Source organism: Xenorhabdus sp. BG5 (assembly GCF_015163665.1).
In the GTDB taxonomy this organism is placed as follows: Bacteria; Pseudomonadota; Gammaproteobacteria; order Enterobacterales; family Enterobacteriaceae; genus Xenorhabdus.
The window spans coordinates 22,541-49,441 of record NZ_JADEUG010000028.1; the positions used below are offsets into that span (position 1 = coordinate 22,541).

Genomic DNA, 26,901 nt, shown 5'->3' on the forward strand with positions numbered 1-26,901 from the left:
GTTATTAACCCTGTTTTCGGCACTCTCCAATTGTTTGTAACAAGTCATTGATATGAGCATCCGCAAACATCGTTTCCAACGTGGAGGTCAGTTTTCGTCGCCAGTTGGGATACTCCTCTGTTGTGCCAGGGATATTAACGGGACGTTCCATATCCAGCCAATCTTCAGGTTGTAATCCTAATAAAGCACAGGCGCTATGGGCTATATATCGGTGTATGCTTTGATTTATAGTATGTGACATCGGAAGTTCAGTTTGTGCCAGTGATACCGCTTCCTGAAATGATGAGAGAGTATCTGTCTTGAGCGATCCTTCTGATAAATAGCTGTGACGATTTAAACTGGTTAATAATGCTTGCTTACAGTGTTTGCGTTCTGAATATAAATCGGTAAGAAGAGCTTTATCAGGGTATAAACCGATGGCTTCACCTAAGGTGAGATCTGTATTTTGCCAGAATCCGCGCAAAGTAGGTAAGTCATGGGTAGTAATGGTTGCCATTGCCTGCACGGGATATTCATCGGGAGAACGGTATTCACCTTGTTCATTGCGTTCAAAATAAAATACCTTATAGGAATAAACACCTCTGTCCCGTAACTTATCGACAATTTCTGCCGGTACAATCCCCAAATCTTCGCCTATCACCAGGCAATGATTGCGCTGGCTTTCTAATGCCAATATTGCCAGTAGATCGTCAACTGGATAATGGACATAAACGCCTTTATCGGCAGTTTCTCCTTGTGGTATCCACCAGAGCCTGAGCAATGACATCACATGATCGATACGCAATGCACCGCAATGACGCATATTGCTACGCAATAATTCAATGAAAGGTTGATAGGCTTGCGCTTTTAATACATGGGGATTCATTGGTGGAAGTCCCCAATTTTGTCCCAGTGGCCCCAAAATATCGGGGGGCGCTCCTACGGATGCTTTAGTGCAATAGATGATTCGGTTACACCAGGTTTCTGAGCCCCCTTGGGCGACACCGACGGCAAGATCACGGTAAATGCCAATTGGCATGTGATGGGTTTGGCTGGTAGTGAAGCACTCGGCAAGCTGGATATCAGCCAGCCATTGCAGCCAAAGGAAAAACTCTATTTCCTGTGGATATGAATGGCAGAACGACTTAACCGCATCACTTTCCGGTTCACGGTATTCTTCCGGCCAGACAGGCCAGCCCCAATAGACATTATTTTCCCCATATAACTTATGGTGTAGGGCATCATAAGTAGCTTGATAATAAAGATTTTTACCTCCTTTGGTTACAAACTGTTGGAAAGCGATCTGTTGGGGATCATCGCCAGAACGGTGTTTAAATTGCGGATAAGTCAGGCGCAATGCAGCCATTTTTAAAAATATTACTGTGGTGTAATCAACCCATTCCGACTGGCGGGCTTGCTGGAGTTTGGATTGTGTTTCCGCTGAATGCCACCACTCTTGTGCCTTGATGCTATAACTAAAATCTTCTACTTGGTGCACGGCAATATAGATGATATTGAGCCAGTGGCGAGAAGATGGACTGTAAGGGCTGGCATTTTCCGGCATTGCGGGATATATGGCATGAAGAGGGTTCAGTCCAACAAAGGCACCACCACGCTGTGCCAGTTCTTGCAGCATATATCTTAGATCACCAAAATCACCAATTCCCCAGTTATTTTCCGATCGCAGGGTATAAAGCTGAACGCAAGCACCCCAAAGTTTTTCTCCACGTGTTATGGCATTGGGTTCATAACAACGTTCAGGGGCAACAATAAGTTGTATAACGTATTGCCGAGAGCCAGTTTCTGGTTTTTCCTCCAATATCAGGTTCAGCGTGTGGTATCCCAGGGGGAGATTATCAGGTAACGTGAGTTGATGTTGGCAGTGGCCATGAAATATCTCCCCTTGTTCAGTGTGTATTTGCCACTGGTAATTATTTGTATCTTCCAGAGGCAGGGTTATCCTTTGTGCCTGAATAACCACCTTAACATTAGGTAGGGGAGAAGCATGTAAATGAGAAACCGGCCTCCCGACCGGTATATCTGTACTCATGGCTTCCAATATTCGATGCCTGATTTCAGCGGGGATCGCCTGGGGTTTTCCATAGGCATTAATATATTCGCTGACAATGCCGGCCTCAGTTGCCAATTCATTGAGGCAGTTGTTTTCCATACTAAACCCTTATTTGGTTTGCCAGATACGTTGTTGATAATCCTGAATAGCGCGGTCAGAACTAAAGTTACCCATTCTGGCGGTATTGAGTACAGTACTGCGCGTCCAGCCTTGGGCATAGCGATATCGAGTGTCAATTTGCTTATGGGCGTGGCAATAAGAGGCAAAATCAGCCAGCACTAAATAAGGGTCACCACCGTCAGTCAGGCTATGTAACATAAGATCAAATGCGTGCGTATCTCCGTGGCTGAATTCACCCTTAGCAAGGGAATCTAGAATGTCTTTCAGATGCTGATCCTGTTGAAGTACATCTTGTGGATTGTAGCCACTGTTCAGTAAAGCCTTGGCCTCTTCTACGGTCTTGCCGAAAATAAAGATATGGTCGTTTCCGACTTGTTCTGCAATTTCGACATTCGCGCCGTCCAGTGTCCCAATGGTCAGTGCGCCGTTTAAGGCCAATTTCATATTGCCTGTACCGGAGGCTTCTTTGCCCGCTGTAGAGATTTGTTCTGATACATCGGCTGCCGGGATCATCAATTCCGCAGCGGAAACATTGTAATCGGGGATAAAGGCAATTTTGATGCGATCACGGACAAGCGGATCATGGTTGATTTTTTCGGCGGCATGATTGATGGCCGAGATAATATTTTTCGCCAGATAGTAACCGGGAGCCGCTTTGGCACCAAACAGGAAAACACGAGGATGGATATCCAAGGCCGGATTTTCCTGGATTTGTCGATAAAGTGACAAGATATGGAGCAGGTTCAGATGCTGACGTTTGTATTCATGCAGTCGTTTTATCTGTATATCGAAAATAGCATGGGGATCAATTTTCAGTCCCATGACCTTATTGACATAGTTGGACAGGCGAATTTTATTGTCTTGCTTAACGGCGCGATAGGTTTCACAGAAAGCAGAATCGTCGGCATAAGGTTCGAGTTGTTTTAAGGCGGCAAGATCATTTACCCACTCATGGCCTAATGTTTGATCAATTAATGAAGAGAGTGCAGGGTTACACTGTTTTATCCAACGACGTGGGGTTACCCCATTAGTCACATTGTGGAATTTAGTTGGCCACAATTGATGATATTCAGGGAACAGATCTGTCACGATCAGGGATGAATGCAGGGCTGCGACTCCGTTGACAGCAAAGCAGGCGACAACACACAGGTTAGCCATCCTGACTTGATTGTCATAGATAACGGCCAATTTTTCCCAGATTTGTTGGTTATCAGGCCAAGTTTGTTCCACGGTTGTTTTAAAGCGTCGGTTGATTTCCTGGATGATGCGATGATGGCGTGGCAAAAGCTCACTCATCAATTGTTCATCCCACCGCTCCAAGCCCTCTGGTAGCAAAGTATGGTTGGTATAGGCGAAAGTTTTTCTTGTGATTTCCCATGCTGTTTCCCAACTTAACTGGTATTCATCAAGCAGAAGACGCATCATTTCAGGGATTGCGATAGTGGGGTGGGTATCGTTAAGCTGGATAACTTCGTATTGTGCCAGCGCTTCTATTTTTCTCCCTGCCTGTTGGTGGCGGCGCAGAATATCTGCTACGGCACAAGCACACTGAAAATATTGTTGCATCAGGCGCAGTCGTTTACCTGCCTGATGATTATCATTCGGGTAGAGAACTTTGGTCAGGCTGGCGGCTTCAATGCCTTGCTGTTCGGCATGCAGGAACTGCCCATCATTGAAAAGTGACAGATCAAAGGGGTTATCGTATGTGGCCTGCCACAAACGAAGTGGTTGGGTTACACCATTGTTATACCCAATCACGGGTAGATCCCAGGCTTCACCAATGAAAGTAAATGCGGGGATCCACTTTTCATTGCCATCGGCCGTTGTCACGATTTCACCACCAAAGCTGACGCTAACTTTTAATTGCGTGTTATGGCGAAGCCACGGATAGGACTCGCGTTCCCAATCATCAGGTGTTTCAATTTGTTGCCCTTTTTTAAAGGATTGGCGGAAAAGACCATATTGATAATTGAGACCATACCCGATAGCAGGTTGATTGAGCGTCGCCATTGAATCAAGAAAACAGGCTGCTAATCTTCCTAATCCACCATTACCCAACGCTGGATCGGTTTCTTCTTCCAGCACGTCACTCAAAATGATGCCATCTTCTGCCAGATAAGACTGAATATCGTCATACCAACCAAGATTCAATAAATTGTTGGCTGTTAGTCGGCCTATCAGAAATTCCATCGAGATATAGTTCACGTGGCGTTGGTTGTCAGAGGATGGATTGGCATGGTTTCGCTGAGTGGATAGGGGGAGTAATTCAGATACGGCGGCACTAATAGCTTGCCACCACTGATGTGGTGTCATTTCCTGAGCTGAGTTGAGACCGAAATATTGCCACTGGCGTGTGAGCGCGGCTTGAAATGAGGCTTTATCGAGTTTCGGGTTTTTATCTAATGTGGGTTCTTGATTTAATGTAGATGTTTTCAATGTAGATAGTTGCATGGCGTTGCATCCTGTCACTAACTGAGGAAAGTTTGGCGAATTATTTACGGGGATATGCTGAAGGTTAGTGGCTTGGGAAACATCATCCCGTGAAAATATTCGCGGGGGAGGAGCGCAAGGGCGTAGCTATTTTTTTCGAGCTTTTTCGCAATTTCATAGAGAAATATTAAGGTTGCACCCAAAGAATGTGACAAGGTGCAATTTAACACAATGAAATTAATCAACTTGTTTGCAAAAGATGGGCGTTTCTCTACATTTGTTGGTCGTAAAGGAATGTTAATGTGTAAGTGACTTAATAGTGTCAAACAGAATTCAGGTATCAGTTTTATTCGTTGCTTTTATTCATTGCGTGTGAGGGGAGAAATTTAATGCTTATCCCATCGAAACTCAGTCGCCCCCTTCGACTCAATAATATGGTTATGCGGGAGCGCCTGTTGGAAAAGTTCAATGAAATTCAGGATCATCGACTGGTATTGATAACCAGTCCCGCAGGGTATGGCAAAACGACCTTGATGTCACAATGGGCGGCCGGACAGGAACATCTAGGGTGGTATTCTCTCGATGATAGTGACAACCAGCCAGAACGTTTCGCTAGCTATCTGATTGCAGCCATTCAGCAGGCAACGCAGGGACACTGTGTGAAAAGTGAGATATTGGCCCAGAAACATCAATATGCCAGTTTATCTGCACTGTTTGCGCAATTATTTATTGAACTTAGCGAATGGCAGCAACCGATTTTTCTGGTGATCGATGATTATCATCTGATCGTGAATGGGATTATTCATGAAGCAATGCGCTTTTTTCTCCGCCACCAACCCGAAAATTTAACATTAGTGGTGCTGTCACGCCATTTGCCCTCGTTGGGAATTGCCAACTTACGTGTGCGTGAACAGTTATTGGAGATTGATAGCCAACAGTTGGCTTTTGATTATCAGGAAACCCAGCAATTTTTTGCCAAGCGGTTAGTCAATCCATTGGCACCTGAACACTGCGAACAGTTATGTAATGACGTTGCTGGATGGGCAACGGCCTTACAACTGATTGCGCTTTCTGCCCGTCAATCCGGTAATACGACTGAAAGTTCAGCAAAGCGCCTTTCGGGGATTAATGCCAGCCATCTTGCTGATTACCTTGTGGATGAAGTTTTAAATCGAGTAGATCAGAAGACGCGGAATTTCTTGTTGCATAGTTCTATTCTGCGCTCCATGAATGATGGACTGATTAATTGCCTGACGGGAGAGGAAAACGGTCAGCAACGTCTGGAAGACATTGAACGGCAGGGGTTGTTTATTCAGCGAATGGATGATTCTGGTGAGTGGTTCTGTTTTCATCCTTTGTTTGCATCATTTTTGCGCCAACGTTGCCAATGGGAAATGGCGGCAAAATTGCCCGAATTACATAGAGCAGCCGTGCAAGGATGGCTGATGCAGGGATATCCCGGAGAGGCTATTCATCACGCCCTGGCAGCGGGAGATACTCTCTTGTTACGGGATATTTTGTTGCAACATGCCTGGGAGTTATTTAACCACAGTAAACTTTCCCTATTGGGAGAGTGTATGAATGCACTGCCGTATGAACAGTTACTGGAAAGCCCTCGCCTGGTACTGTTGCAAGCGTGGCTGGCACAAAGCCAGCATCGCTACTATGAGGTAAATGCATTATTGAATCAGGCAGAGCAATCACTAAAGCAGAAGCAAATAGCCATTGAACCGGAATTGCTGGCAGAGTTTGATGCCCTGAGAGCGCAAGTGGCGATGAATGATGGGCGACCCGCTGATGCCGATGTTTTGGCCGAAAAAGCGTTAGCGAATTTACTGCCAAATAATCAATATGGCCGTATTGTAGCGATGTCAGTAAAAGGGGAAGTATTGCATTGCCATGGTCAGTTGGTCAGTGCATTGGCATTAATGAAGCAAACGGAGCAGCTTGCCCGCCTTTGTCATGTTTATCACTATGCTTTATGGGCGTTATTGCAACAAAGTGAAATTTTACTGGCACAAGGTTATTTGCAAGCGGCTTATGATACCCAGTCCCATGCTTTTGATTTAATCCGTGAACAGCATCTGGAGCAGTTGCCGATGCATGAGTTTCTATTGAGGATACGTTCACAACTTTTGTGGTGTTGGGCCCGTATTGATGACTCAGAAGAGGCCGCGCGTCAAGGATTGGAAGTGTTGGACAATTACCAGCCACAGCAGCAATTACAATGTCTTACCCAACTGGCGAAATGTTCTTTGGTGAGAGGTGATATTGATAACGCTCGTCGTTACTTGACTCGCTGCGAAAATTTACTGAGTAATGGACAGTATCACCGCGATTGGCGAACGAATACTGACGAGTTACGTGTCATTATTTGGCAGACTTTGGAAGATAGCAATTCCTTGACTCAATGGTTGGTACAGGCAGAACGACCAGAGAGCTTTTGTAACCATTTTAATCAAAATCAATGGCGCAATATTGCACGGGCTAAAATCTTACTGGATCAGCATGAGGAAGCGGAATCTATTCTGGTGAAACTGAATGAATATGCCAGAAGATTGGCATTGGTCAGCGATTTGAATCGTAATCTTCTGTTGTGTAATTTGCTTTATTGGCAGCTTGGACGTAAGGCTGAGGCTCAGGATGTTTTGATGGAAGCCTTGAATTTGGCTAACTGCACAGGGTTCATCAGCCATTTTGTTATTGAAGGTGAGTTGATGGCTTTGCAATTGCGCCAGCTTATCCAACTGAATATCTTGCCTGAAATGGAACAGCATAGAGCTCAGCGTATTCTCCGGGAAATCAATCGACAACACCGGCATAAATTTGCCCATTTTGACGAAATGTTTGTAGAACAATTGCTCACTCATCCTGACGTGCCTGAGCTTATCCGTAATAGTCCACTCACTCAGCGTGAATGGCAGGTGCTGGGGTTAATTTATTCTGGTTACAGTAACGATCAAATTGCTACAGAACTGGATGTGGCAGCGACCACGATAAAAACTCATATACGTAATTTATACCAAAAAATGGGAATTGCTCATCGACAAGAGGCTATTCAGCAGGCCCAGAAATTAATGCGAATGATGGGATTGGGGGTTTAGTCATTAATTTCTAAATGTGATTTGCTCTGAATTTAATATAACTAATAGATATTAGTCAATAAGTATATGATTTTTTAAGTTTAAATTAAATTTTAAATTTGATTGATATTTTTTATGGCATTTTCGTGATCGAAATAAAATTTGGATGTGCTTAATCTAGTCTCATCACAGTAGGTATGGTTTTTCGTTGTTTTATATAACTAGTCGTTTAATGTAACTAATAGTGGTGAGTCATTATGGAAAATAAAAACCATCTTGAAAGCATGCTTTCTCGTTTTATCGGTCATGGCCCTTATTTGATCATTGATGGTGAAAAATATATCGATGCGGCATCGGGAACTTTTAATTTGCCGCTCGGCTATACAAATCATCGGATTGCAGAAAAACTCAAACAACAGATTGATAGATGTACACATTTGAGCTCGGCTTATACACGTGAAATGTCACAATATATTTTAAGTAAATTAATTAAATATACACCTGAAGGCGTCGATCGCATCTGGCTGCGAGATGTTTCTGGATCGGGGGCAGTTGAATGTGCTATCCGCATAGCGCAAAAATCAACGGGACGTTCAGGCGTTATTTCACTCTTCCTTGCTCACCATGGGCAATCTCTTGCGACAGCTCAAATTTCTGGCAATGCATTCAGAATTAAAGACTTCCATATAAGTATTGATGGTTCAATAAAAATTCCTACGCCAGCCAGTGTCCTGGCAGGACAGTCACAGCCGAGTGGAGAGCAATTTGTCGATTTAGAACAGTTTATTCAATTAGGTTCTAATGACAATATTGCATGTCTGATTATTGAACCGATTCAGGGGAATGGTGGCAACATGGTTTTTCCTGTGGCTTTCTATCGGAAGCTCAGAGAAATCTGTCACCAGCATGGCATCATCATTATCGCAGATGAAGTACAAACAGGTTTTGGTCGCACAGGTACGTTCTTCGCATCGACGGGTTATGCCAAAGAACTGGAGCCAGATATCATCGTTTTCGCCAAAGGAGCAGGGGGTATCGGTATTCCAACAGGGGGTGTATTGATGCGTCATTCACTGGATATCCTGGAATCATTCGAACATTCCAGTACCTCTGGCGCTAACCCGCTCTCTTTGGTCGCCCTCAACGAAATTATCGACATTATTGAAGATGATCACATTTTGGAAAATGTGCAACAAAATGAAGACTATCTGCGTGATGGTTTGTTGGAATTACAGGAGCGATATCCAGAGATCACGGGAGTGAGAGGTGTGGGATATATGTATGGTTTTGACACACCAAGCCCAGATTTTGCAGCGCAGGTGATCGCTACTGCTAACCGCCATCATTTGATCTTGCGTGGCTCCCGTTATGGTAAAGGCAAGGCAATCAAAGTTCGTCCACCACTGATTTGCACACAGGAACATTTGGCAGAAATTCTCCATAAACTGGAACTGACTTTCTCAGAATTAACCACTCTCGCACAGGTACATAAGGAGGCTGTATCATGTTAGCACTTAAATATCATCAAACCTGGGATGTTGAAGTCCAGCAAGTTGAACCTTTGTCTTGTATTGAACCCGATGATGTTGTTGTTGACATTGCCGTGTGTGGTATTTGTGGTACGGATGTGGGAATTATCACTGGTGCTTACCCTGTTGCTATTCCAGGGACCACTTTGGGGCATGAAACCACAGGCATGGTATCCCAAATTGGCAGCGGTGTTACTCAATTTCAGGTGGGTGATCGTGTTGTTGTTAACCCAACTTACTTTTGTGGGCATTGCCGGATGTGTCAGACAGGCAGTCCTAACCATTGTGAGAGAAAACTGGGAACAGAAGCCGGGGTTTCCTATGATGGCGCGTTCGCAGAGCAATATTTGGCAAAAGAAAATTTGCTTATTAAGCTGGATAATCATGTCAGTATGGAGGAAGCTTCACTGACTGAACCACTAAGCTGCACAATAACCGGCGTAGATAAGCTGGGGATCACTCACACTAATATTCGTGCGGCAGTGGCAGGTGCTGGTCCGATGGGGATACTGTACATTTGGGCGTTGCATGAGCGGGGCGTAAAAGCCTTTATGGTCGAAAAGAATGAGAACCGAATTCAGTTTGCAAGAAACAATTTGCCACCGGAATGCCAGTTGTATTCTGACTTTAATGAAGCATTAATGCAGGAATATGGTGATACGTCAGCCCTGATTGATTTATGTGTGGATACGACGGGGCAGTTGACTGAATATATTTTTGATCATCTGGCACCGGGTGGAAAATTATTAAATGTTGCCCTGAAAGATAAACATGCCAATTTGGACATTATGAGAATTGCAGATAAAAGTCTTTCAGTAATAGGTTCCATTGATTCCCTGAATAATAGTTTTGAACGTGCCTATGCCATGATCCGTGATGGTGTAATCCCTGTTAAGCGTTTTATCAGCCAGGTTTTTGATTTTAAAGATTACCAACAGGCTTTTCTGACTGTCGGCTGTGATATTGCATCGAAAACGCAAGTTCCTCTCAGTACACCAAACTGCAAGGTATTAATTCGTATTTCTGACCTAAAATAATGGATTATTTTGAAGGACGACTTCGATGAATAGATGCAATGTTATTTTTGATATCGACGGAGTTATTGTCGATAGTGAGCAACTGCATTTTGATGTATTGCTTGATGTATTAGGTAATAAGTTAGGTAATGAATTAGGAGAACAGACATCTACTCAAATAAGTAATATCCAACCTCAGCAATTAATTGGGTTAAGTTTGGCGGAAACCTTAGACAAGGTTGGAGTTTCTCCATCGATGCAACAAGATATTACCGAAAAAATTATTTCGCGTTACCAGGAAAAATTATCTATACATTATTTGCGTCCGGGAATTACTGATTTAATTGCTGCCTTGCAACAAAATGGCACTAACTTTGGATTTGTTTCCACTGCGCCGCGTAATGTGTGTTTGGCCAATCTTAGTTTATTGGATCTCCATGAACCACCTGCTTTGATTTCTGGCGATGATGTGGAAAAAACTAAACCCTTCCCTGATCCTTATTTGGCGATGCTGAAATTGAAAAAGATGGATGTTCAGCAAACTTTGGTGATTGAAGATACCGATTTGGGGATCGCGGCGGCAAAGCAGGCGGGTATTCCGCGGATATATGCTTGGCCTCATGCATTGTCGGTAGCAGAGCAGTATGAACAGGCTTCCTGTGTTATTGATAAGCTAACGGATATTCCTCAGTTTTCAGGAATAAATATAAAGTGATTTTTTATTGAAGACCACTATTTGGCGCTTTCCGCCAGAATTGGTGGAAAGCGTTGTTCAAAAGGTGTTGTTTTAAAAGATGTTGTTTTAAAGGGTATGGTTCGAAGGATATAGTTTGGAGGAGTCAAGTTGTCTGAAGAATATGCAGTCTCTTCAATAAAGCAGCCTATCATAGCAACGCGAATTTCGTTTTTTATTGCGGGATTCAGTATTGCGAGTTGGGCGCCGCTGATCCCATTGGTGAAGGAACGACTGGGTCTGGATGATGGTTCAATGGGGCTACTGATACTGGTGTTTGGTATTGGTTCTTTCATTATGATGCCAATAGCGGGAATGTTGGCAACTCGCTTTGGCTGCCGCAAGGTTTTTACCTTTTTTGCCTTGTTAGCCGTTTTGATATTACCGGGGCTAAGTGTGTTCTCAGCCCCGCTGACATTGGCTTGTGCTTTGTTTGTCTTTGGTATGGGTATTGGAGCGACAGATGTGGTTATCAATATCCATGCGGTCAATATTGAGAAAAGAGTACATCAACCGATTATGTCGGGTTTTCACGCATTATTCAGCTTAGGGGGAATTGCGGGAGCCGGTACTGTCAGCCTATTGCTGTTTTTGGGGATCTCACCATTTCAGGTCACCCTTGCCGTAGGGGTAATTGTTATCCTGTTATTGTTGCCAACATGGAATGGAATGCTGGATAACGCCGAAACGGAGGAAACGCCATTTTTTGCCTTGCCGCGTGGCATTGTTATCCTGATTGGCTCTCTCTGTTTTGTGGTTTACTTGATGGAAGGCTCCATGCTGGATTGGAGCGGGATCTTATTAAGTAGTGTGCATAACATGAGTAGTCATCAGGCAGGTTTTGGCTATACGCTATTTGCCATTACTATGACTGCGGGACGATTTTTGGGTGACAAGATCATTGCAACATGTGGATATCGGCGCGTATTTTTAGGCAGCGCGATTTTGGCGACGTCAGGTTTTGTTCTGATCTATCTGGCAACCAGCACGATTCAGTTGGGAATTTCTTTCCTGATGATTGGGGCAGGACTATCCAATTTGGCACCGATGTTTTTCACTGCTTCGGGCCAACAGAAAGTGATGCCTGATGCGTTGGCAGTTTCTGCCGTTTCTACGATGGGGTATTCAGGGATTTTGCTTGGGCCAGCAATTATTGGTGGTTTGGCACATCAGGTAACATTACATGGTGCTTTTGCCTGTATTGCGGTGCTTTCGCTTTCATTGTTAGCGGGATATGGTTTGGTTAATCCCACCAAGAAATAACAGGGTAAAATTGATGAATTTGCAGCAATGTCATTGGTTGAATGAACCTGCTTTATGGCGGTATCAAGATAATGAACTTCATGTCACGACAGACAATAAAACCGATTTCTGGCGTGATACATGGTATGGTTTTCAGCGTCATAGTGGTCATGTCTTTGGTGGCTATATTGATGATTTTAAATTTGAAGAAGGCTTTACCTTCCAGTTTTGTATCGAAGGCCAGTTTGAACAATTATATGATCAGGCTGGTGTTATGTTATTGGTGGATGAGCAACATTGGTTAAAAGCGGGCATTGAACATTCTGATGGACAGGCAACCATCGGCAGTGTATTGACAAATGGATGTTCTGATTGGGCCATGGGGATTTTCCCTGGTAATCCAAAGAAGTTTTGGTTAAGGCTGACTTACCATGATGGGGCTATCAGGTTGCAGTATTCCATAGATGGCGTGACATGGCCGTTACTGAGATTGTCTCCTTTTACCGTTGGCGATCAGCGGATTTTTGTCGGGGCGATGTGTTGCTCACCAGAACGTGAAGGATTGCAGGTGAGGTTTTCAGACTTTAGCCTAACGTCATCGTTGAAAAAGCACCTGCATGATTTAAGTTAGCTCTCTACTCATCATAACCATAATGTGCATTTTCCTGCACATTAATGGTTCTTTTGCCTATTATGGTTATATTTTTGCACCTTATAAGAAGGTATGCCGCGGTTGCAGCATACCCAAATAAAAACTGCCTACTTAAAAAATTATCGACCTAAGTAATTGTCCCAATCTTTCCAGACAGGCTGTAAACCCGATTTAATCAAAGCTTCAGCGACCTGAAAAACAGAACGATTGTCGTGGGGAGCGAATTGTTCCAACTCGTGGTGCTCATCGGCATAACCGCCTGGCTGGGTTTTTGAACCTGCACTGATATTGTTGATCGCGAGAGGAACAACGTGATCACGGAAAAAGGGTGATTCACGGGTGGACAGGGACAGCTCTACATCCGGTGCCAATAGGCGAAAAGCGCAAATCAGTTGTACCAGTTCAGCTTCATTCATTAAAGAAGCGGGTTCTATGCCACCTGCACAGGGGCGCAGACGTGGAAAAGAGATGGAATAACGGCTTTTCCAGAACTGTTTTTGCAGGAAAAAGAGGTGCTCAGCCACCATATAGCAGTCTGTGCGCCAATTGTGGGATAACCCAATCAAGGCACCTAGCCCAATCTTGTCTATTCCCGCTCGACCAAGGCGTTCCGGCGTTTCTAATCGCCAATGAAAATCCTGTTTTTTGCCTTTCAAATGATGCAGTTGATAACTGGGTTGATGATAGGTTTCCTGATAGACCATCACGCCATCCAATCCCAATGTTTTCAGTTCAGCATATTCCTCTTGCGCCAGTGGCTGGACCTCCATTGAGACAGAGCTGAAATGGCGGCGGATCAGGGGAAGATAGCGACGAAAATAATCCATACCAACTTTGTTTTGGTGTTCCCCTGTGACTAGCAGAATATGCTCAAATCCCCGTTTTTTCAGCGCGAGGCATTCCGTCTCAATCTCCTGTTCATTGAGTGTCTTGCGCTTAATGTGATTGCTCATAGAGAAACCACAATAAGTACAGTCGTTGGCACACAGATTGGAAAGGTAGAGTGGGATAAAAAATCCCACGGTATTACCAAAACGCTGGCGAGTCAGTTGTTGTGCACGTTGGGCGAGCGGTTCAAGATAAGGCAGTGCAGCCGGGGAGAGCAGGGCCATAAAGTCATCCAACGTCAAGCGCACATTGTTTAGTGCATCTTCAATGTCCTGTGATGTTTTACTGTTGATGCGTAAGGTGATGTCATCCCAATCCAGTTGTTGCCAGCGTTGGCTGAATGTTCGGTTTGTCATAGTACCCCCAGAAAATCGGTCAGTGGGCTGGAAGCCTCAGCATAGGATTTCTGGCTGGCAATGCCTGCCTGGTGTGAAAGTTCGCCGGCTTCAATGGCAGCTTTGAATGCCTGCGCCATCTTAACGGGATTGCGGGCAACAGCGATGGCGGTATTAACCAGTACAGCATCCGCCCCTATTTCGATAGCGGCCAGTGCATGGCTCGGTGCGCCGATCCCGGCATCCACAACCACGGGCACGTTAGCCTGTTCGATGATGATTTGTAAAAAATCGCGGGTCAGTAATCCCTTATTTGAGCCGATAGGGGCGCCCAATGGCATCACGGCAGCGCAGCCGACTTCTTCCAAGCGGCGGCACAGGACAGGATCAGCGCCGCAGTAGGGCAGAACGATAAATCCTTCTTTGACTAGCTGTTCCGCCCCCTTTAATGTCTCAACGGGATCGGGCAGCAGGTATTTTACATCGGGGTGGATTTCCAATTTTATCCAGTGAGTTCCCAATGCTTCCCGTGCCAGGCGAGCGGCGAAGATGGCTTCTTCCGCTGTTTTGGCGCCAGAGGTATTGGGTAGCAGTTTGACACCCAACTGTTGCAATGGGGCAAGAATGCCATCGTCATTATTGCCGTGGAGATCGAGGCGTTTCATTGCCATTGTGACCAGTTGGCTGCCAGAGGCGCGGATCGCGTCGATCATTAATCCTGCATTGGCAAACTTGCCTGTTCCGGTAAATAAACGGGATTGGAAGGTGGTATCTGCAATTTTTAACATAAATTAACCTCCGGCAATATCAGCCACCCGCAATGGCCTGAAAGAGCAATATAGTGTCCCCGTCATTAATTTGATGGGTTTGCCATTCTGAACGCGGAATAATGGTTTGATTGATAGCCAACGCAGTACCTGATTGCGGGAGTTCTATATGTTCCAGCAATTGATGTTCCAGAAATTGTTGCACCGTCATGGGCGCACTCAGTGTCACTGGTTGATCGTTGACGATAATGTTCATGCGACTTCTTTTCCTGACCGTTTTTTATCGGTTTGTCTGGTAGCGCCACAAATTGGGCACTGTGATGAACGGGTAAGCTGTAATGTGCTCCAGCTTTGCTGTTTGCCATCAAACAGTCGGAGTTTTCCGTTTAAGGGAGAAGAAAGGCCCGCCAGCATTTTTATGGCTTCCAGTGATTGCAAGGTGCCGATGACTCCAACGATAGGGCCTAAGATACCGGCTGTCCGACAATTTCGGTGGGGTTCTTCTTGGTTAGGATAGAGGCAGGCATAGCAACCGTGCTGGTAAGGGGGAGTCAATACCATTAATTGCCCACTAAAGCCGACGGCACTGCCGCTGATAAGTGGTTTGTTTTCTGCAATACAGGCGGCATTGATGGCATGGCGAGTTGCCATGTTGTCACAGCAATCTAATACCAGATCGACTTGACTGACAGCATTAACCAAAGATTCACGATCTTGCCGCTCAGTAAGTGCAGTGATATTGATTTGCGGGTTTAACTCAGCCAGTTTTTTTGCGGCTAATTGGGCTTTGTTGGCCGGAATATCTGCGGTGCGATAGATAATCTGGCGTTGCAGGTTTGAGATATGTAACTTGTCATCATCTGCCAGATAAAGGTTTCCCACCCCTGCTGCCGCGAGATAGAGCGCAGCCGGTGATCCTAATCCACCCAAACCGACAACCAACACTTTGCTGGCTTTTAATTGCTCTTGCCCTACAGGACCAATGTCTTCCAGCAGTAATTGACGGCTGTAACGCATAAATTCTTGATCGTTTAACATAAAAGCCTCCGATCTTGCCCTTCAACTAGATGAAGTAGCCTGACTGTTGCCTGTCGCCAATCTTTCGCTTTTGTAATGGCACTGACCAGTGCCACACCACCGACTCCCGTTGCCACCACATCAGGTACTCTTTCCAGAGAAATACCGCCAATGGCGACGGTAGGATATTCTGGGGTGATCTCGACCTGATGTTTGAGTGCGGCAAGCCCTTGTGGTAACGAGGGCATCTCTTTCGTGGTAGTGGGAAAAATATGCCCTAGTGCGATATAAGAGGGGCGCAGGGATTTTGCCCGCGCCAGTTCTTGTTGATCGTGGGTCGAAATGCCCAGACGCAACCCAGCGTGCTGGATGGCATTGAGATCGGCGATATCAAGGTCTTCCTGTCCCAAATGAACGCCATAGGCATGGTGCTTGATCGCCAGACGCCAGTAATCATTAATGAATAATCGGGCATTATATTGGCGACCGAGGGCAATGGCGGACTGAATAGCTTTCTCTACCTGTTCTTCCGGCTGATCTTTGATGCGCAATTGCAGGGTTTTGACTCCAGCTTCCAGTAACCGCTCAATCCACATGAGGGAATCCACTACCGGATAAAGCCCCAAGCGGTGCACTGTGGGGGCAAAGGGGGGTTGTGGCAGCGTTGAGATATCAGGCTGATTTTTCACGCGTCACCTCCTCAGCACTGTGATAGAGTTCGCTGCCACGCGAACGGAAGGCTTCTGACATCTGTTCCATACCGGCTTCCTGTTCCAGTTTTGCTGCATAGTCGCGCACATCTTGGGTGATTTTCATTGAGCAGAACTTTGGCCCACACATGGAACAGAAGTGGGCAACTTTGCCGGATTCCTGCGGTAAAGTTTCATCGTGATAGGCGCGGGCGGTGTCAGGATCAAGTGCCAGATTAAATTGATCTTCCCAGCGGAATTCAAACCGCGCCTTCGACATGGCATTGTCACGGATTTGTGCACCCGGATGGCCTTTGGCAAGATCTGCCGCATGGGCTGCGATTTTGTAAGTAATCAGGCCTTGTTTGACATCTTCTTTATTGGGCAGACCGAGGTGCTCTTTGGGGGTGACATAACACAGCATGGCACAGCCAAACCAGCCAATCATGGCGGCGCCAATGCCAGAGGTGAAATGGTCATAACCTGGGGCAATATCGGTCGTCAATGGCCCTAAGGTATAAAATGGGGCTTCGTGGCAATGTTCCAGCTCTTCCGTCATATTACGGCGGATCAGTTGCATTGGGATATGCCCAGGACCTTCAATCATGACCTGAACATCGTATTCCCATGCGATCTTGGTTAGTTCACCAAGGGTATGCAGTTCGGCAAATTGGGCTTCGTCATTGGCATCCTGAATTGAGCCAGGACGCAATCCATCCCCCAAAGAGAGGGAGACGTCATAGGCCGCGCAAATTTCACAGATTTCACGGAAGTGAGTGTAGAGGAAATTTTCTTGATGATGGGAAAGACACCATTTCGCCATAATTGAGCCGCCACGGGAGACAATACCAGTCAGACGTTTGGCGGTCATCGGTACATAACGCAGCAATACACCGGCATGGATAGTGAAATAATCCACGCCTTGTTCGGCCTGTTCCAGTAAAGTATCGCGGAACATTTCCCATGTCAGGTTTTCTGCGATGCCGTTGGCCTTTTCCAGTGCCTGATAAATCGGCACAGTACCAATGGGAACCGGGCTATTGCGCAAGATCCACTCGCGGGTTTCGTGAATGTAGCGTCCGGTGGAGAGATCCATCACGGTATCTGCGCCCCAGCGGGTAGACCAAATCAGTTTTTCCACCTCTTCTTCAATGGAGGATGTGACGGAGGAATTACCGATATTGGCATTGATTTTCACCAGGAAATTGCGACCAATAATCATTGGCTCAGATTCAGGATGATTAATATTGGCGGGAATAATCGCGCGGCCGGCAGCAACTTCCCGGCGGACGAATTCGGGTGTGATGTTTTCCGGTAAGTCGGCACCGAAACTTTGCCCTGCATGTTGCTGGCGCAAGACTTCACTACGAATGCGTTCGCGCCCCATATTTTCACGCAATGCGATAAATTCCATTTCTGGTGTCACGATCCCCTGGCGTGCATAGTGCAATTGGGTGACTCGCTTGCCATGCCTGGCTTTCAGTGGATGCGGGCGATGGTGAAAGCGCAGGTGATCCAATCCGGCATCGGCAAGGCGTTGTTGGGTAAAATCGGAACTGAGGACTGAAACAGGTTCGGTATCATTGCGTTCATCAATCCACGGTTGGCGGATCTTAGATAAACCCTTCCTGACATCCAGTATGGCAGTAGGATCGCCATAAGAGCCGGAAGTGTCATAAACGGGAACAGGTTCGTTTGCCTCAAATTGGGGATTTTCTTTCGTGCCACCAATAAATGTGGGAGAAAGTTGGATCTCACGCATAGGAACCTGAATATCTTGACGTGAGCCTTCAAGGTAAATGCGTTTTGAGTTGGGAAAAGTCACCCCTTGAACGGAATGGATAAACGCTTGTGCCGCATCTCGTTGAGCTTTACGTGGCCGTGCTGTATGGGCTGTAGGCGAAATATCAGCCGTTGGAATAACAGTATTCGAAATAACGATATCGTTGGACTTAGACATAGCAAGTTCCTGACTGTGTTATCGCCTGTCTCATGGTTGATCAGGCTTAAGTTGAGAAAATTGCTTGTCTGGAGCTCGCAGGGAGTAATGGTTGGTGCTGATTAATATCTGTACATGTGCATAGATGTACGATTGTTGGCAGCGGGGGATTACTCTTGTTCCCTTCGCGGGTATTAGCCCGATCAGGTTCTGCGGATCCCGAATTAACGGTCTCAGCCTGTGTCCATCGTGATATACGCTGAACGCTAGGCACTCCGACAAGAAAAAACACCCCAAAGTATAAAGGGGATTGTGAAAACTACAACCCCGTTTTTGGGAGCAGGTGTTTTGACATTACTGTGACTCCTATTTAAGAAGAGTATTCACCAGTGCGGTTAATATAACGAGATTGAAGACGTCATAAATCACATAACCCATGATGGAACAGATTATGCAACAAAAACTGACAGGTGGAGAACAAGGCTGGTGGATTGTCAGTCTTGAGAATCGCGTTTGGCTCCCACAAGGAGAGTTACCTTTAGGTACGGCCAGTCAATGGTCCTTGCAAGGCCATATGGCAAAACCGATTGGTGAGTGGTTGGGGAAAACGGTCTGGCTGGTTTGTCATAAAATGGCTTCAGATATGTCCTCTCCCCGTTTAATTGCTGATCGGGATGCTAAGTTATTTCAGTTGGTTGGGCGCGGTGTTCAACTGGCTGAATTTTATCGTTCGCATCATTATTGTGGTTACTGTGGTCATGAGATGCAGCATAGTCAGCATGAATGGGCCTGTTTGTGCAATCACTGCCATGAACATTACTATCCACAAATTGCGCCCAGCATCATTGTCGGTATTCGCCGTGATGACCATATCTTGCTGGCACAACACCAGCGTCACCGTAATGGGATCCATACCGTGCTGGCCGGGTTTGTTGAAGTGGGGGAAACTCTGGAGGAAGCTGTGCATCGTGAAGTGATGGAAGAGAGCGGAATTAAGATCCGTAACTTGCGTTATGTCGCCTCCCAGCCGTGGCCTTTTCCAAATTCATTGATGGTGGGTTTTCTGGCCGATTATGAGAGCGGTGAAATCAATATTGATCCCGTCGAACTTATCAGTGCCGATTGGCACCGTTATGATCACCTTCCCTTGATTCCTCCCCCCGATACGATTGCCCGCCGTTTAATTGAAGATACAGTTGCGTTATGCCGACATCAATAATCATCACGTTATCGGCGGTTATGCCAGAAGTTCAAATTCAGGCATGTTAAACTGCGCCAGTTTTCTCGTGTGTTTGTCGTGCATAAATTAATCAAGGGAGCTTGTCATGAATGAGTTGAAAAACGACCGCTATCTGCGTGCCTTATTGCGTCAGCCCGTCGATATCACACCGGTATGGATGATGCGTCAGGCTGGTCGATATTTACCTGAATATAAAGCTACGCGTCAGGCGGCGGGAGATTTCATCTCGTTATGTAAAAACACCGAATTGGCTTGTGAAGTCACTCTCCAGCCCTTACGTCGTTTTCCGCTGGATGCGGCTATCCTGTTTTCTGATATTTTGACTATTCCTGATGCGATGGGGTTAGGGCTGTATTTTGAAACCGGAGAGGGGCCTCGTTTTCATTCTCCGATTCAGAATCATGCGGATGTAGAAAAATTGCCTGTGCCTGATCCCGAACTGGAGTTAGGCTATGTTATGGATGCAGTGCGGGCTATTCGTAAGGCATTGGCAGGACAAGTTCCTTTGATCGGTTTTTCTGGTAGCCCGTGGACATTGGCCACTTATATGGTTGAAGGCGGCAGCAGCAAGGCTTTCACCAAAATTAAGGCCATGATGTATACGGAGCCTGCTACCTTGCATAGGTTACTGGATAAATTGGCAAACAGCGTTATTCTATATCTGAATGCGCAAATAAAAGCCGGTGCCCAATCTGTCATGATTTTCGATACCTGGGGTGGGGTTTTGTCCCATCGCGATTATCTGGCGTTTTCCCTGCAATATATGCATAAAATTGTTGATGGTTTGATCCGCGAACATGAAGGACGTCGTGTGCCTGTTACCCTGTTTACCAAAGGGGGAGGACAGTGGCTTGAAGCGATGGCGGCGACAGGATGTGATGCGCTGGGTTTGGATTGGACAACGAATATGGCTGATGCGCGTCGGCGCGTTGGAGATAAGGTCGCTTTGCAGGGTAATATGGACCCGTCCATGCTATATGCCCCGCCAGCGCGAATTGAAGAAGAAGTTTCGACAATTTTACAGGATTTTGGTGTAGGTAGTGGGCATGTTTTCAATTTGGGACACGGTATTCATCAGGATGTTCCGCCAGAGCACGCAGGTGCATTTGTCGAAGCTGTACATAGACTTTCAGTAAAATATCATCAATGATTTTATGATTGATACAAAGGCATTACGTCAAGAACAGAGAGAGAAAGCACAGCTGGTTATCCGCCATGATGCTTTTTCCGCATCTTTTACGCCAAGGTTCATTGCGGGTGCTGATGTTGGGTTTGAAAAAAGCGGTACGGTAACCCGTGCCGCTATTGCAGTATTGCAATATCCCTCACTAGAATTGGTCGAATACCAAATTGCCAGAATTGATACGGTACTTCCCTATATCCCCGGTTTACTCTCATTTCGTGAATATCCTGCACTGATAGCTGCATGGCAAAAATTAAGTTTGCAGCCCGATTTGGTGATGGTGGATGGTCAGGGCATTGCCCATCCTCGGCGTTTTGGTATCGCCAGCCATTTTGGGACATTAGTGGATATTCCTACTATTGGGGTGGCAAAAAGGCGTTTGTGTGGTGAACATACATTAGTAGGAGAGGTACAGGGAGACTGTCAGCCATTGATGGATCACGGTGAACAGATTGGTGTCGTATTGAGAAGTAAAAAAAGATGCAATCCGCTCTATATTTCTCTTGGACATAAGATCAGTGTTGATAGTGCGGTATTCTGGGTTGAGCAGTGTATAAGGGGATATAAACTGCCTGAACCCACCCGCTGGGCGGACGGGATTGCTTCAAATAGGGCGTTTTTTGAGCAAACAATGCAGAAAAATCTATAATTGTGGCGGAAAAGTGTGGATATTCTTGATTTTCAGGTAAACTTCGACGCAAATTAGGCATTATGAGTAACGACCAATGTTAAGAAACCCGATCCACCTGCGGTTGGAGAAACTCGAAAGTTGGCAACATTTGACTTTTATGGCTAGTCTATGTGAGCGGATGTATCCAAATTATCAGGCATTTTGTCTCCAAAGCGGATTTGCAGACCCTGTACAATATCGCCGCATTTTGGATCTTGTGTGGGAAATTTTGGTCGTTAAAGATGTAAAAGTGAATTTTGATAATCAGCTGGAAAAATTGGAAACCATTATCCCATCATCAGAAGATTATGATATTTATGGTGTGTATCCAGCGATTGATGCGTGCATTGCATTGAGTGAAGTCATTCATTCTCGTCTGAGTGGCTCGACGTTAGAGTATGCAATAGCCGTCAGTGAAACATCCATCCGTACTGTTGCGATGCTAGAAATGACGCAGGCCGGTAGGGAAATGACTGAGGATGAGTTAAAAGTATTACCTGCCATTGAGGAAGAGTGGGACATTCAATGGGAGATTTACCGTTTGTTGGCAAATTGCGAAGAACGGGACATCGAATTGATTAAAGGATTAAAGGCTGATCTCCGTGAAGCGGGGGTTAGCAATATCGGTATAAATTTGGCGCAATAACTTATAAAACGTGACTTAGTGCTTGATTTGCCGTATTTAAAGGCTTCACATTTGCCCTCACTCTGTTCTACATTGGGGGGCGAAAAGAAGTGGCTATCGGTGCGTGTATGCAGGGGTGCTGTCAAATCGGCATATCCGTCGCACTCGATGCTTTGCAAACGATAAACACACTGTAAGGATAATCTATGAATAAGACTGAATTAGTTGATGCAATTGCAGCAGGCGCAGACCTGACCAAAACTCAGGCTAAAGCTGCTCTGGAGTCAACTCTGAATGCAATCACTGAATCTCTGAAAAACGGTGATGCAGTGCAGCTGGTAGGCTTTGGTACTTTCAAAGTTAATCATCGTGCAGAGCGTACTGGTCGTAACCCACAGACTGGTAAAGAAATTAAAATCGCAGCAGCAAACGTGCCTGCTTTCTCCGCGGGTAAAGCACTGAAAGACGCAGTTAAGTAATCGAATTGCGGAAAAAAATAAGAGGGGGAAATAAACCCCTTTTGTTGATTCTACAGGGGCTGTTAGCATTAGGGTTCATCTCTTTGCTCAGCGCCTGTTCGATTCAGCCAACAACACCGCTTTTCAGCGCCAGTGGTTTTGTGACCCATAACGGCGTTATTCGTTTATGGCGTTTAAACGATCAAAACAGTAAACCTCAGGTTATCATGAGTGTTTACAGTCCCTACCACAATAAAGCTCCCCATAATAAAGATACGATTGTGACTTTCTACGAATATCGTCATGGCAGTTTGTGGCAAATCCGCCGCAATGTGTTTGATAATCCACTAATCGCAGAGACATTACGTATCTCCCCGGATAATTCTGTCATTTTTAAGCTACGGCAATTACAGAAACGTAATGAACCGTTGTCTGATGATGATGTGGCTCGTCTGAAATTTGATGCTAAGCAGATAGAAAAAATCAGTGACGCTTTAATTGCTGATAAGGTTAAGTTGCTGCAAGGGCATTGGCAGAATGGACGAGTGACCACCTGTTTAGGAAAACAATTATTCATTGAATTTGAGCCTCACGCGCAAAAATGGCTCGAAGAAAGGCAAAGCAATAGCTCCGGTTTACTGACTATTGCATGGTTGGATTCGCCTGAAGGCAAAAAGTTATTGTTGGTCGCCAATGATGATTTTTGTCGTTGGGAACCGACGAAAGATAAGCTGTAATTCTGTTACTTCCGTCGGTTGAGGTTGAGTTATTTCAAACGGGCAATGGCTCGGTAGCCAATATCTTTACGATAAAAGCACCCTTCCCAGTTAATTTGCTCGGCGCTCAGATAAGCTTTTTTCTGGGCATCTGCGATATCGTCACCTAAGGCAGTAACACATAAGACACGCCCGCCCGCGGTGATAATATTTTCATTCTTAAGAACTGTCCCTGCATGGAAGACTTTTTCATTGATGTCAGATTCATCGGCATCAGATTTCTTCTCTAGCCCACTGATAATGTCACCTTTGGAATAACTGGCCGGATAACCGCCCGCCGCCAGTACGACGCCTAAGGCTGGACGATCGTCCCATTCAGAGGTTTTTTCACCTAACTGACCTTTAGCTCCAGCAAGACACAGTTCGACCAAATCAGAACGTAGACGCATCATGATAGGCTGGGTTTCGGGATCACCAAATCGACAGTTAAATTCGATCACTTTCGGTTCACCTTGGTGATCAATCATCAATCCCGCATACAGAAAACCAACGTAGGTATGGCCTTCAGCCGCCATTCCTTCCACTGTGGGGTAAATGATTTTTTCCATCACTCGCTGGTGGATCTCATCTGTGACTACCGGCGCGGGGGAGTAAGCCCCCATTCCGCCGGTATTTGGCCCTGTATCACCGTCACCTACACGCTTGTGATCTTGACTGGTTGCCATCGGAACCACATTTTTGCCATCCACCATGACAATAAAACTGGCTTCTTCTCCTGCCAAAAATTCTTCAATGACAATACGATGCCCGGCATTACCAAATGCATTACCTGCCAGCATATCTTTGATTGCGCTTTGTGCTTCTTCCAGGGTTGTGGCAACGATTACACCTTTACCGGCAGCTAAACCATCGGCTTTGATAACGATTGGCGTGCCTACCTTTTCCAGATAAGCCAGTGCGGGTTCAATTTCGGTGAAATTTTGGTAGGCCGCTGTAGGTATATGATGGCGGGCAAGAAAATCTTTGGTAAAGGCTTTGGAACCTTCCAATTGCGCAGCCGCTTTTGTCGGGCCGAAAATAGTCAGCCCTGCCTGTTGGAAAGCATCAACTACACCGATAACCAGTGGCGCTTCAGGTCCAACAATGGTCAGGCCAATATCATGATCTTGGGCAAATGCCAGCAACCCTTCAATATCTGTCGCGGCAATATTCACATTTTCTAAATTAGCTTCCAACGCCGTGCCCGCATTACCTGGTGCGACATACACCTTGTTTGCCAGAGGTGATTGTGCTGCTTTCCAGGCTAATGCATGCTCTCTTCCGCCACTGCCAATAACCAATATGTTCATCTGAGTCTCCTATTAATAAGACATAAGCTGTTAATGGCGAAAATGGCGCATACCAGTGAAAATCATGGCGATACTGTGTTCATTGGCAGCGGCAATCACTTCATCATCACGAATGGAGCCACCGGGTTGGATAATACAGCTCACACCCACAGCGGCTGCGGCATCAATACCATCGCGGAAGGGGAAAAATGCATCTGAAGCCATGGCACAGCCCTGAACTTCCAATCCTTCATCTGCTGCCTTAATACCGGCGATTTTGGCAGAATAAACACGGCTCATTTGTCCGGCTCCAATACCAACGGTCATATTATCCTTGGCATAAACAATCGCATTGGATTTGACGAACTTAGCAACTTTCCAGCAAAACAGAGCATCCTGCATTTCTTGTTCCGTTGGCTGACGTTGGGAGACAACAACCAGATCATCGTTTGTCACCATACCTAAATCGCGATCTTGGACCAGTAAACCGCCGTTGACACGTTTGAAATCCAAGCCGGCAACCGGAGAATGCCATTCACCACACGCCAAAACGCGGACATTTTGTTTTGTTGCCAGAATTGGCAGTGCTGCTTCACTAACAGAAGGCGCAATGATGACCTCAACAAATTGACGTTCAATAATGGCCTGAGCGGTGTTGGTATCGAGTTCACGGTTAAAGGCAATAATGCCACCGAATGCGGAAGTAGGATCGGTTTTAAAGGCGCGGTCGTAAGCGGTATGGATATCAGATCCAATCGCAACGCCACAAGGATTGGCATGTTTGACAATAACACAGGCGGGTTCGGAAAAGCTTTTTACACATTCCAGTGCGGCATCGGTATCTGCGATATTGTTATAAGAAAGTGCCTTACCTTGTAACTGGGTTGCCGTAGCAATTGAAGCCTTTGCGATTTGGTCTTCTATATAGAAAGCGGCATCTTGGTGGCTGTTTTCACCATAACGCATATCCTGTTTTTTAATGAAGCTGAGATTCAGCGTGCGGGGGAAACGTCCTGATGGCTGATCAGTTTCGCCATAATATGGCGGAACCCATTTGCCAAAATAATTGGCAATCATGCTGTCATAAGCGGCGGTATGTTCAAACGCCTTGATGGCTAGATTAAAGCGAGTGGAGTGTGTCAGTGAATTTTGATTGTTGTCCATCTCCTCAATAATTTTGTCGTAATCCTGGCTATTGACAACAATCGCCACATCTTTGTGGTTTTTAGCCGCGGAGCGAACCATTGTTGGGCCGCCAATATCAATATTCTCTACTGCGTCTTCCAGAGAACAATCGGGTTTCGCTACGGTTTGGGCAAAGGGATAAAGGTTAACAACCACCATATCAATCTGTGAAATCTGGTGTTGTCCCATCACTTCATCATCCAATCCACGCCGACCCAAAATGCCGCCATGAATTTTAGGATGGAGTGTTTTGACACGCCCATCCATCATTTCGGGGAAGCCTGTATAGTCAGAAACCTCGGTGACATTCAATCCTGCTTCGGCCAGCAGACGAGCAGTGCCTCCCGTTGAAAGCAGTTCGACACTACGATTGGATAAAGCTTTGGCAAATTCAACAATCCCCGCTTTGTCAGAAACACTCAGCAGGGCACGGCGGATTGGACGAAGCTGTTGCATTGGTGTGATCCCTTGAATTTCATAAAACAAGAATGTGCTATTGGGGAAAATCCACTGATTGAGAGAAAAAAATGGTTTCTGCAATAACATTTCAAAACAATCTGAAAAAACACTTGGTGATTTTTCCTTCGCAGATTGTAACGAAAACGTTTGCGTGATGCTCGATAAATTTTATCAAAATATCACTTTGTGGATAAGTCTGTGCATATGCAGGTATAAAGCGGTGTTTTGCTGTGTGATTCATCAAACGATAATTATTTCAAAAAAAACTATTGCCAGCGCCGAAAAACTCCCTATAATGCGCCACCACTGACCGACGCTGCGCTGAAACAGGCCGCGAAGGCCGGTGAGCGAAAAGCGAAAATAATCGCTTGACTCTCAAGGCGAACAGCGTAAGATACGCAGCCTCGCAACCCGGAAGACGCTTCCGGTTGCCAATGCTCTTTAACAAGTTAATCAGACAATCTGTGTGGGCACTCGCAAGAGACTATCGATACGCCGAAAGGCGAGCAAGATTCAAGTCTTAAAGAGTGACTAAGCAGTTAATTCA

At 45.7% G+C, this 26,901-nt stretch carries 22 protein-coding genes and 1 riboswitch; of the genes, 12 read left to right on the forward strand and 10 right to left on the reverse strand.

Annotation, left to right across the window (positions count from 1 at the left end; genetic code table 11):
- Nucleotides 1-4: 4 nt before the first annotated feature.
- Nucleotides 5-2,149: a 4-alpha-glucanotransferase gene (malQ, locus tag IQ209_RS13810; RefSeq protein WP_193851843.1), complete on the reverse strand. Its 2,145-nt coding sequence runs from the start codon at nucleotides 2,147-2,149 to the stop codon at nucleotides 5-7.
- Nucleotides 2,150-2,158: 9 nt separating this feature from the next.
- On the reverse strand, nucleotides 2,159-4,621 hold the full coding sequence (malP, locus tag IQ209_RS13815) for a maltodextrin phosphorylase (RefSeq protein ID WP_193851844.1): 2,463 nt from the start codon (nucleotides 4,619-4,621) through the stop codon (nucleotides 2,159-2,161).
- A 368-nt stretch (nucleotides 4,622-4,989) separates the two neighbouring features.
- On the opposite strand from malP, the gene malT reads away from it, so the two are divergent.
- The 6 genes from malT (at nucleotide 4,990) to IQ209_RS13845 (ending at nucleotide 12,834) form a co-directional block, all read left to right on the forward strand.
- Nucleotides 4,990-7,704 carry an HTH-type transcriptional regulator MalT gene (malT, locus tag IQ209_RS13820; protein WP_193851845.1) on the forward strand — a complete coding sequence of 905 codons (2,715 nt, stop codon included), beginning with the start codon at nucleotides 4,990-4,992 and terminating at the stop codon, nucleotides 7,702-7,704.
- Between the two features lie 236 nt (nucleotides 7,705-7,940).
- On the forward strand, nucleotides 7,941-9,194 hold the full coding sequence (locus tag IQ209_RS13825; RefSeq protein ID WP_193851846.1) for an aspartate aminotransferase family protein: 1,254 nt from the start codon (nucleotides 7,941-7,943) through the stop codon (nucleotides 9,192-9,194).
- The gene (locus IQ209_RS13830; protein ID WP_193851847.1) at nucleotides 9,188-10,249 is read left to right on the forward strand and encodes a zinc-binding dehydrogenase; all 1,062 of its coding nucleotides are present in this window, start codon (nucleotides 9,188-9,190) and stop codon (nucleotides 10,247-10,249) included. Before IQ209_RS13825 ends, IQ209_RS13830 begins: the two co-directional genes overlap by 7 nt.
- Before the next feature lie 25 nt (nucleotides 10,250-10,274).
- Nucleotides 10,275-10,943, forward strand: a complete 669-nt coding sequence (locus IQ209_RS13835; protein ID WP_193851848.1) for an HAD family phosphatase — start codon at nucleotides 10,275-10,277, stop codon at nucleotides 10,941-10,943.
- A 129-nt stretch (nucleotides 10,944-11,072) separates the two neighbouring features.
- The gene (locus IQ209_RS13840; RefSeq protein WP_193851849.1) at nucleotides 11,073-12,224 is read left to right on the forward strand and encodes an MFS transporter; all 1,152 of its coding nucleotides are present in this window, start codon (nucleotides 11,073-11,075) and stop codon (nucleotides 12,222-12,224) included.
- A 13-nt stretch (nucleotides 12,225-12,237) separates the two neighbouring features.
- Nucleotides 12,238-12,834, forward strand: coding sequence for a DUF1349 domain-containing protein (locus IQ209_RS13845; protein WP_193851850.1), 597 nt, complete (start codon nucleotides 12,238-12,240; stop codon nucleotides 12,832-12,834).
- A gap of 140 nt (nucleotides 12,835-12,974) precedes the next feature.
- Here the strand turns inward: IQ209_RS13845 and thiH are convergent, their stop codons facing one another.
- The 6 genes from thiH to thiC are packed head-to-tail and all read right to left on the reverse strand — an operon-like array spanning nucleotide 12,975 to nucleotide 18,511.
- Nucleotides 12,975-14,099: a 2-iminoacetate synthase ThiH gene (thiH, locus tag IQ209_RS13850; RefSeq protein ID WP_193851851.1), complete on the reverse strand. Its 1,125-nt coding sequence runs from the start codon at nucleotides 14,097-14,099 to the stop codon at nucleotides 12,975-12,977.
- Complete coding sequence (locus IQ209_RS13855; RefSeq protein WP_193851852.1) at nucleotides 14,096-14,866, reverse strand: thiazole synthase; 771 nt, start codon at nucleotides 14,864-14,866, stop codon at nucleotides 14,096-14,098. Before IQ209_RS13855 ends, thiH begins: the two co-directional genes overlap by 4 nt.
- A 19-nt stretch (nucleotides 14,867-14,885) precedes the next feature.
- A complete protein-coding gene (thiS, locus tag IQ209_RS13860) occupies nucleotides 14,886-15,101 on the reverse strand; it encodes a sulfur carrier protein ThiS (protein WP_193851853.1) in 216 nt (71 codons plus the stop codon).
- Nucleotides 15,098-15,883, reverse strand: a complete 786-nt coding sequence (locus IQ209_RS13865; protein WP_193851854.1) for a HesA/MoeB/ThiF family protein — start codon at nucleotides 15,881-15,883, stop codon at nucleotides 15,098-15,100. The genes thiS and IQ209_RS13865 overlap by 4 nt, the downstream gene beginning before the upstream one ends.
- On the reverse strand, nucleotides 15,877-16,551 hold the full coding sequence (gene thiE, locus IQ209_RS13870) for a thiamine phosphate synthase (RefSeq protein WP_339378884.1): 675 nt from the start codon (nucleotides 16,549-16,551) through the stop codon (nucleotides 15,877-15,879). Before thiE ends, IQ209_RS13865 begins: the two co-directional genes overlap by 7 nt.
- Complete coding sequence (gene thiC, locus IQ209_RS13875; RefSeq protein ID WP_193851855.1) at nucleotides 16,535-18,511, reverse strand: phosphomethylpyrimidine synthase ThiC; 1,977 nt, start codon at nucleotides 18,509-18,511, stop codon at nucleotides 16,535-16,537. Before thiC ends, thiE begins: the two co-directional genes overlap by 17 nt.
- 142 nt (nucleotides 18,512-18,653) lie before the next feature.
- Nucleotides 18,654-18,778: riboswitch (TPP riboswitch) on the reverse strand.
- 163 nt (nucleotides 18,779-18,941) lie between these two features.
- Here thiC and nudC point away from each other — a divergent pair.
- From nudC to IQ209_RS13905, 6 genes are all read left to right on the forward strand, one after another.
- On the forward strand, nucleotides 18,942-19,709 hold the full coding sequence (gene nudC, locus IQ209_RS13880) for an NAD(+) diphosphatase (RefSeq protein ID WP_193851856.1): 768 nt from the start codon (nucleotides 18,942-18,944) through the stop codon (nucleotides 19,707-19,709).
- 106 nt (nucleotides 19,710-19,815) lie between these two features.
- The gene (gene hemE, locus IQ209_RS13885) at nucleotides 19,816-20,880 is read left to right on the forward strand and encodes a uroporphyrinogen decarboxylase (protein ID WP_193851857.1); all 1,065 of its coding nucleotides are present in this window, start codon (nucleotides 19,816-19,818) and stop codon (nucleotides 20,878-20,880) included.
- A 4-nt stretch (nucleotides 20,881-20,884) separates the two neighbouring features.
- Nucleotides 20,885-21,562, forward strand: a complete 678-nt coding sequence (nfi, locus tag IQ209_RS13890; protein ID WP_193851858.1) for a deoxyribonuclease V — start codon at nucleotides 20,885-20,887, stop codon at nucleotides 21,560-21,562.
- A 76-nt stretch (nucleotides 21,563-21,638) separates the two neighbouring features.
- Nucleotides 21,639-22,229: a YjaG family protein gene (locus tag IQ209_RS13895; protein WP_193851859.1), complete on the forward strand. Its 591-nt coding sequence runs from the start codon at nucleotides 21,639-21,641 to the stop codon at nucleotides 22,227-22,229.
- Between the two features lie 185 nt (nucleotides 22,230-22,414).
- On the forward strand, nucleotides 22,415-22,687 hold the full coding sequence (gene hupA, locus IQ209_RS13900) for a nucleoid-associated protein HU-alpha (RefSeq protein WP_010848914.1): 273 nt from the start codon (nucleotides 22,415-22,417) through the stop codon (nucleotides 22,685-22,687).
- Nucleotides 22,688-22,728: 41 nt separating this feature from the next.
- Nucleotides 22,729-23,403, forward strand: a complete 675-nt coding sequence (locus IQ209_RS13905; protein WP_228005890.1) for a DUF1481 domain-containing protein — start codon at nucleotides 22,729-22,731, stop codon at nucleotides 23,401-23,403.
- A gap of 29 nt (nucleotides 23,404-23,432) precedes the next feature.
- Here the strand turns inward: IQ209_RS13905 and purD are convergent, their stop codons facing one another.
- Nucleotides 23,433-24,731 (reverse strand): phosphoribosylamine--glycine ligase, encoded by a 1,299-nt coding sequence (gene purD, locus IQ209_RS13910; RefSeq protein ID WP_193851860.1) that lies wholly within the window; start codon nucleotides 24,729-24,731, stop codon nucleotides 23,433-23,435.
- A gap of 30 nt (nucleotides 24,732-24,761) precedes the next feature.
- On the reverse strand, nucleotides 24,762-26,351 hold the full coding sequence (gene purH, locus IQ209_RS13915; protein WP_193851863.1) for a bifunctional phosphoribosylaminoimidazolecarboxamide formyltransferase/IMP cyclohydrolase: 1,590 nt from the start codon (nucleotides 26,349-26,351) through the stop codon (nucleotides 24,762-24,764).
- Between the last annotated feature and the right edge of the window lie 550 nt (nucleotides 26,352-26,901).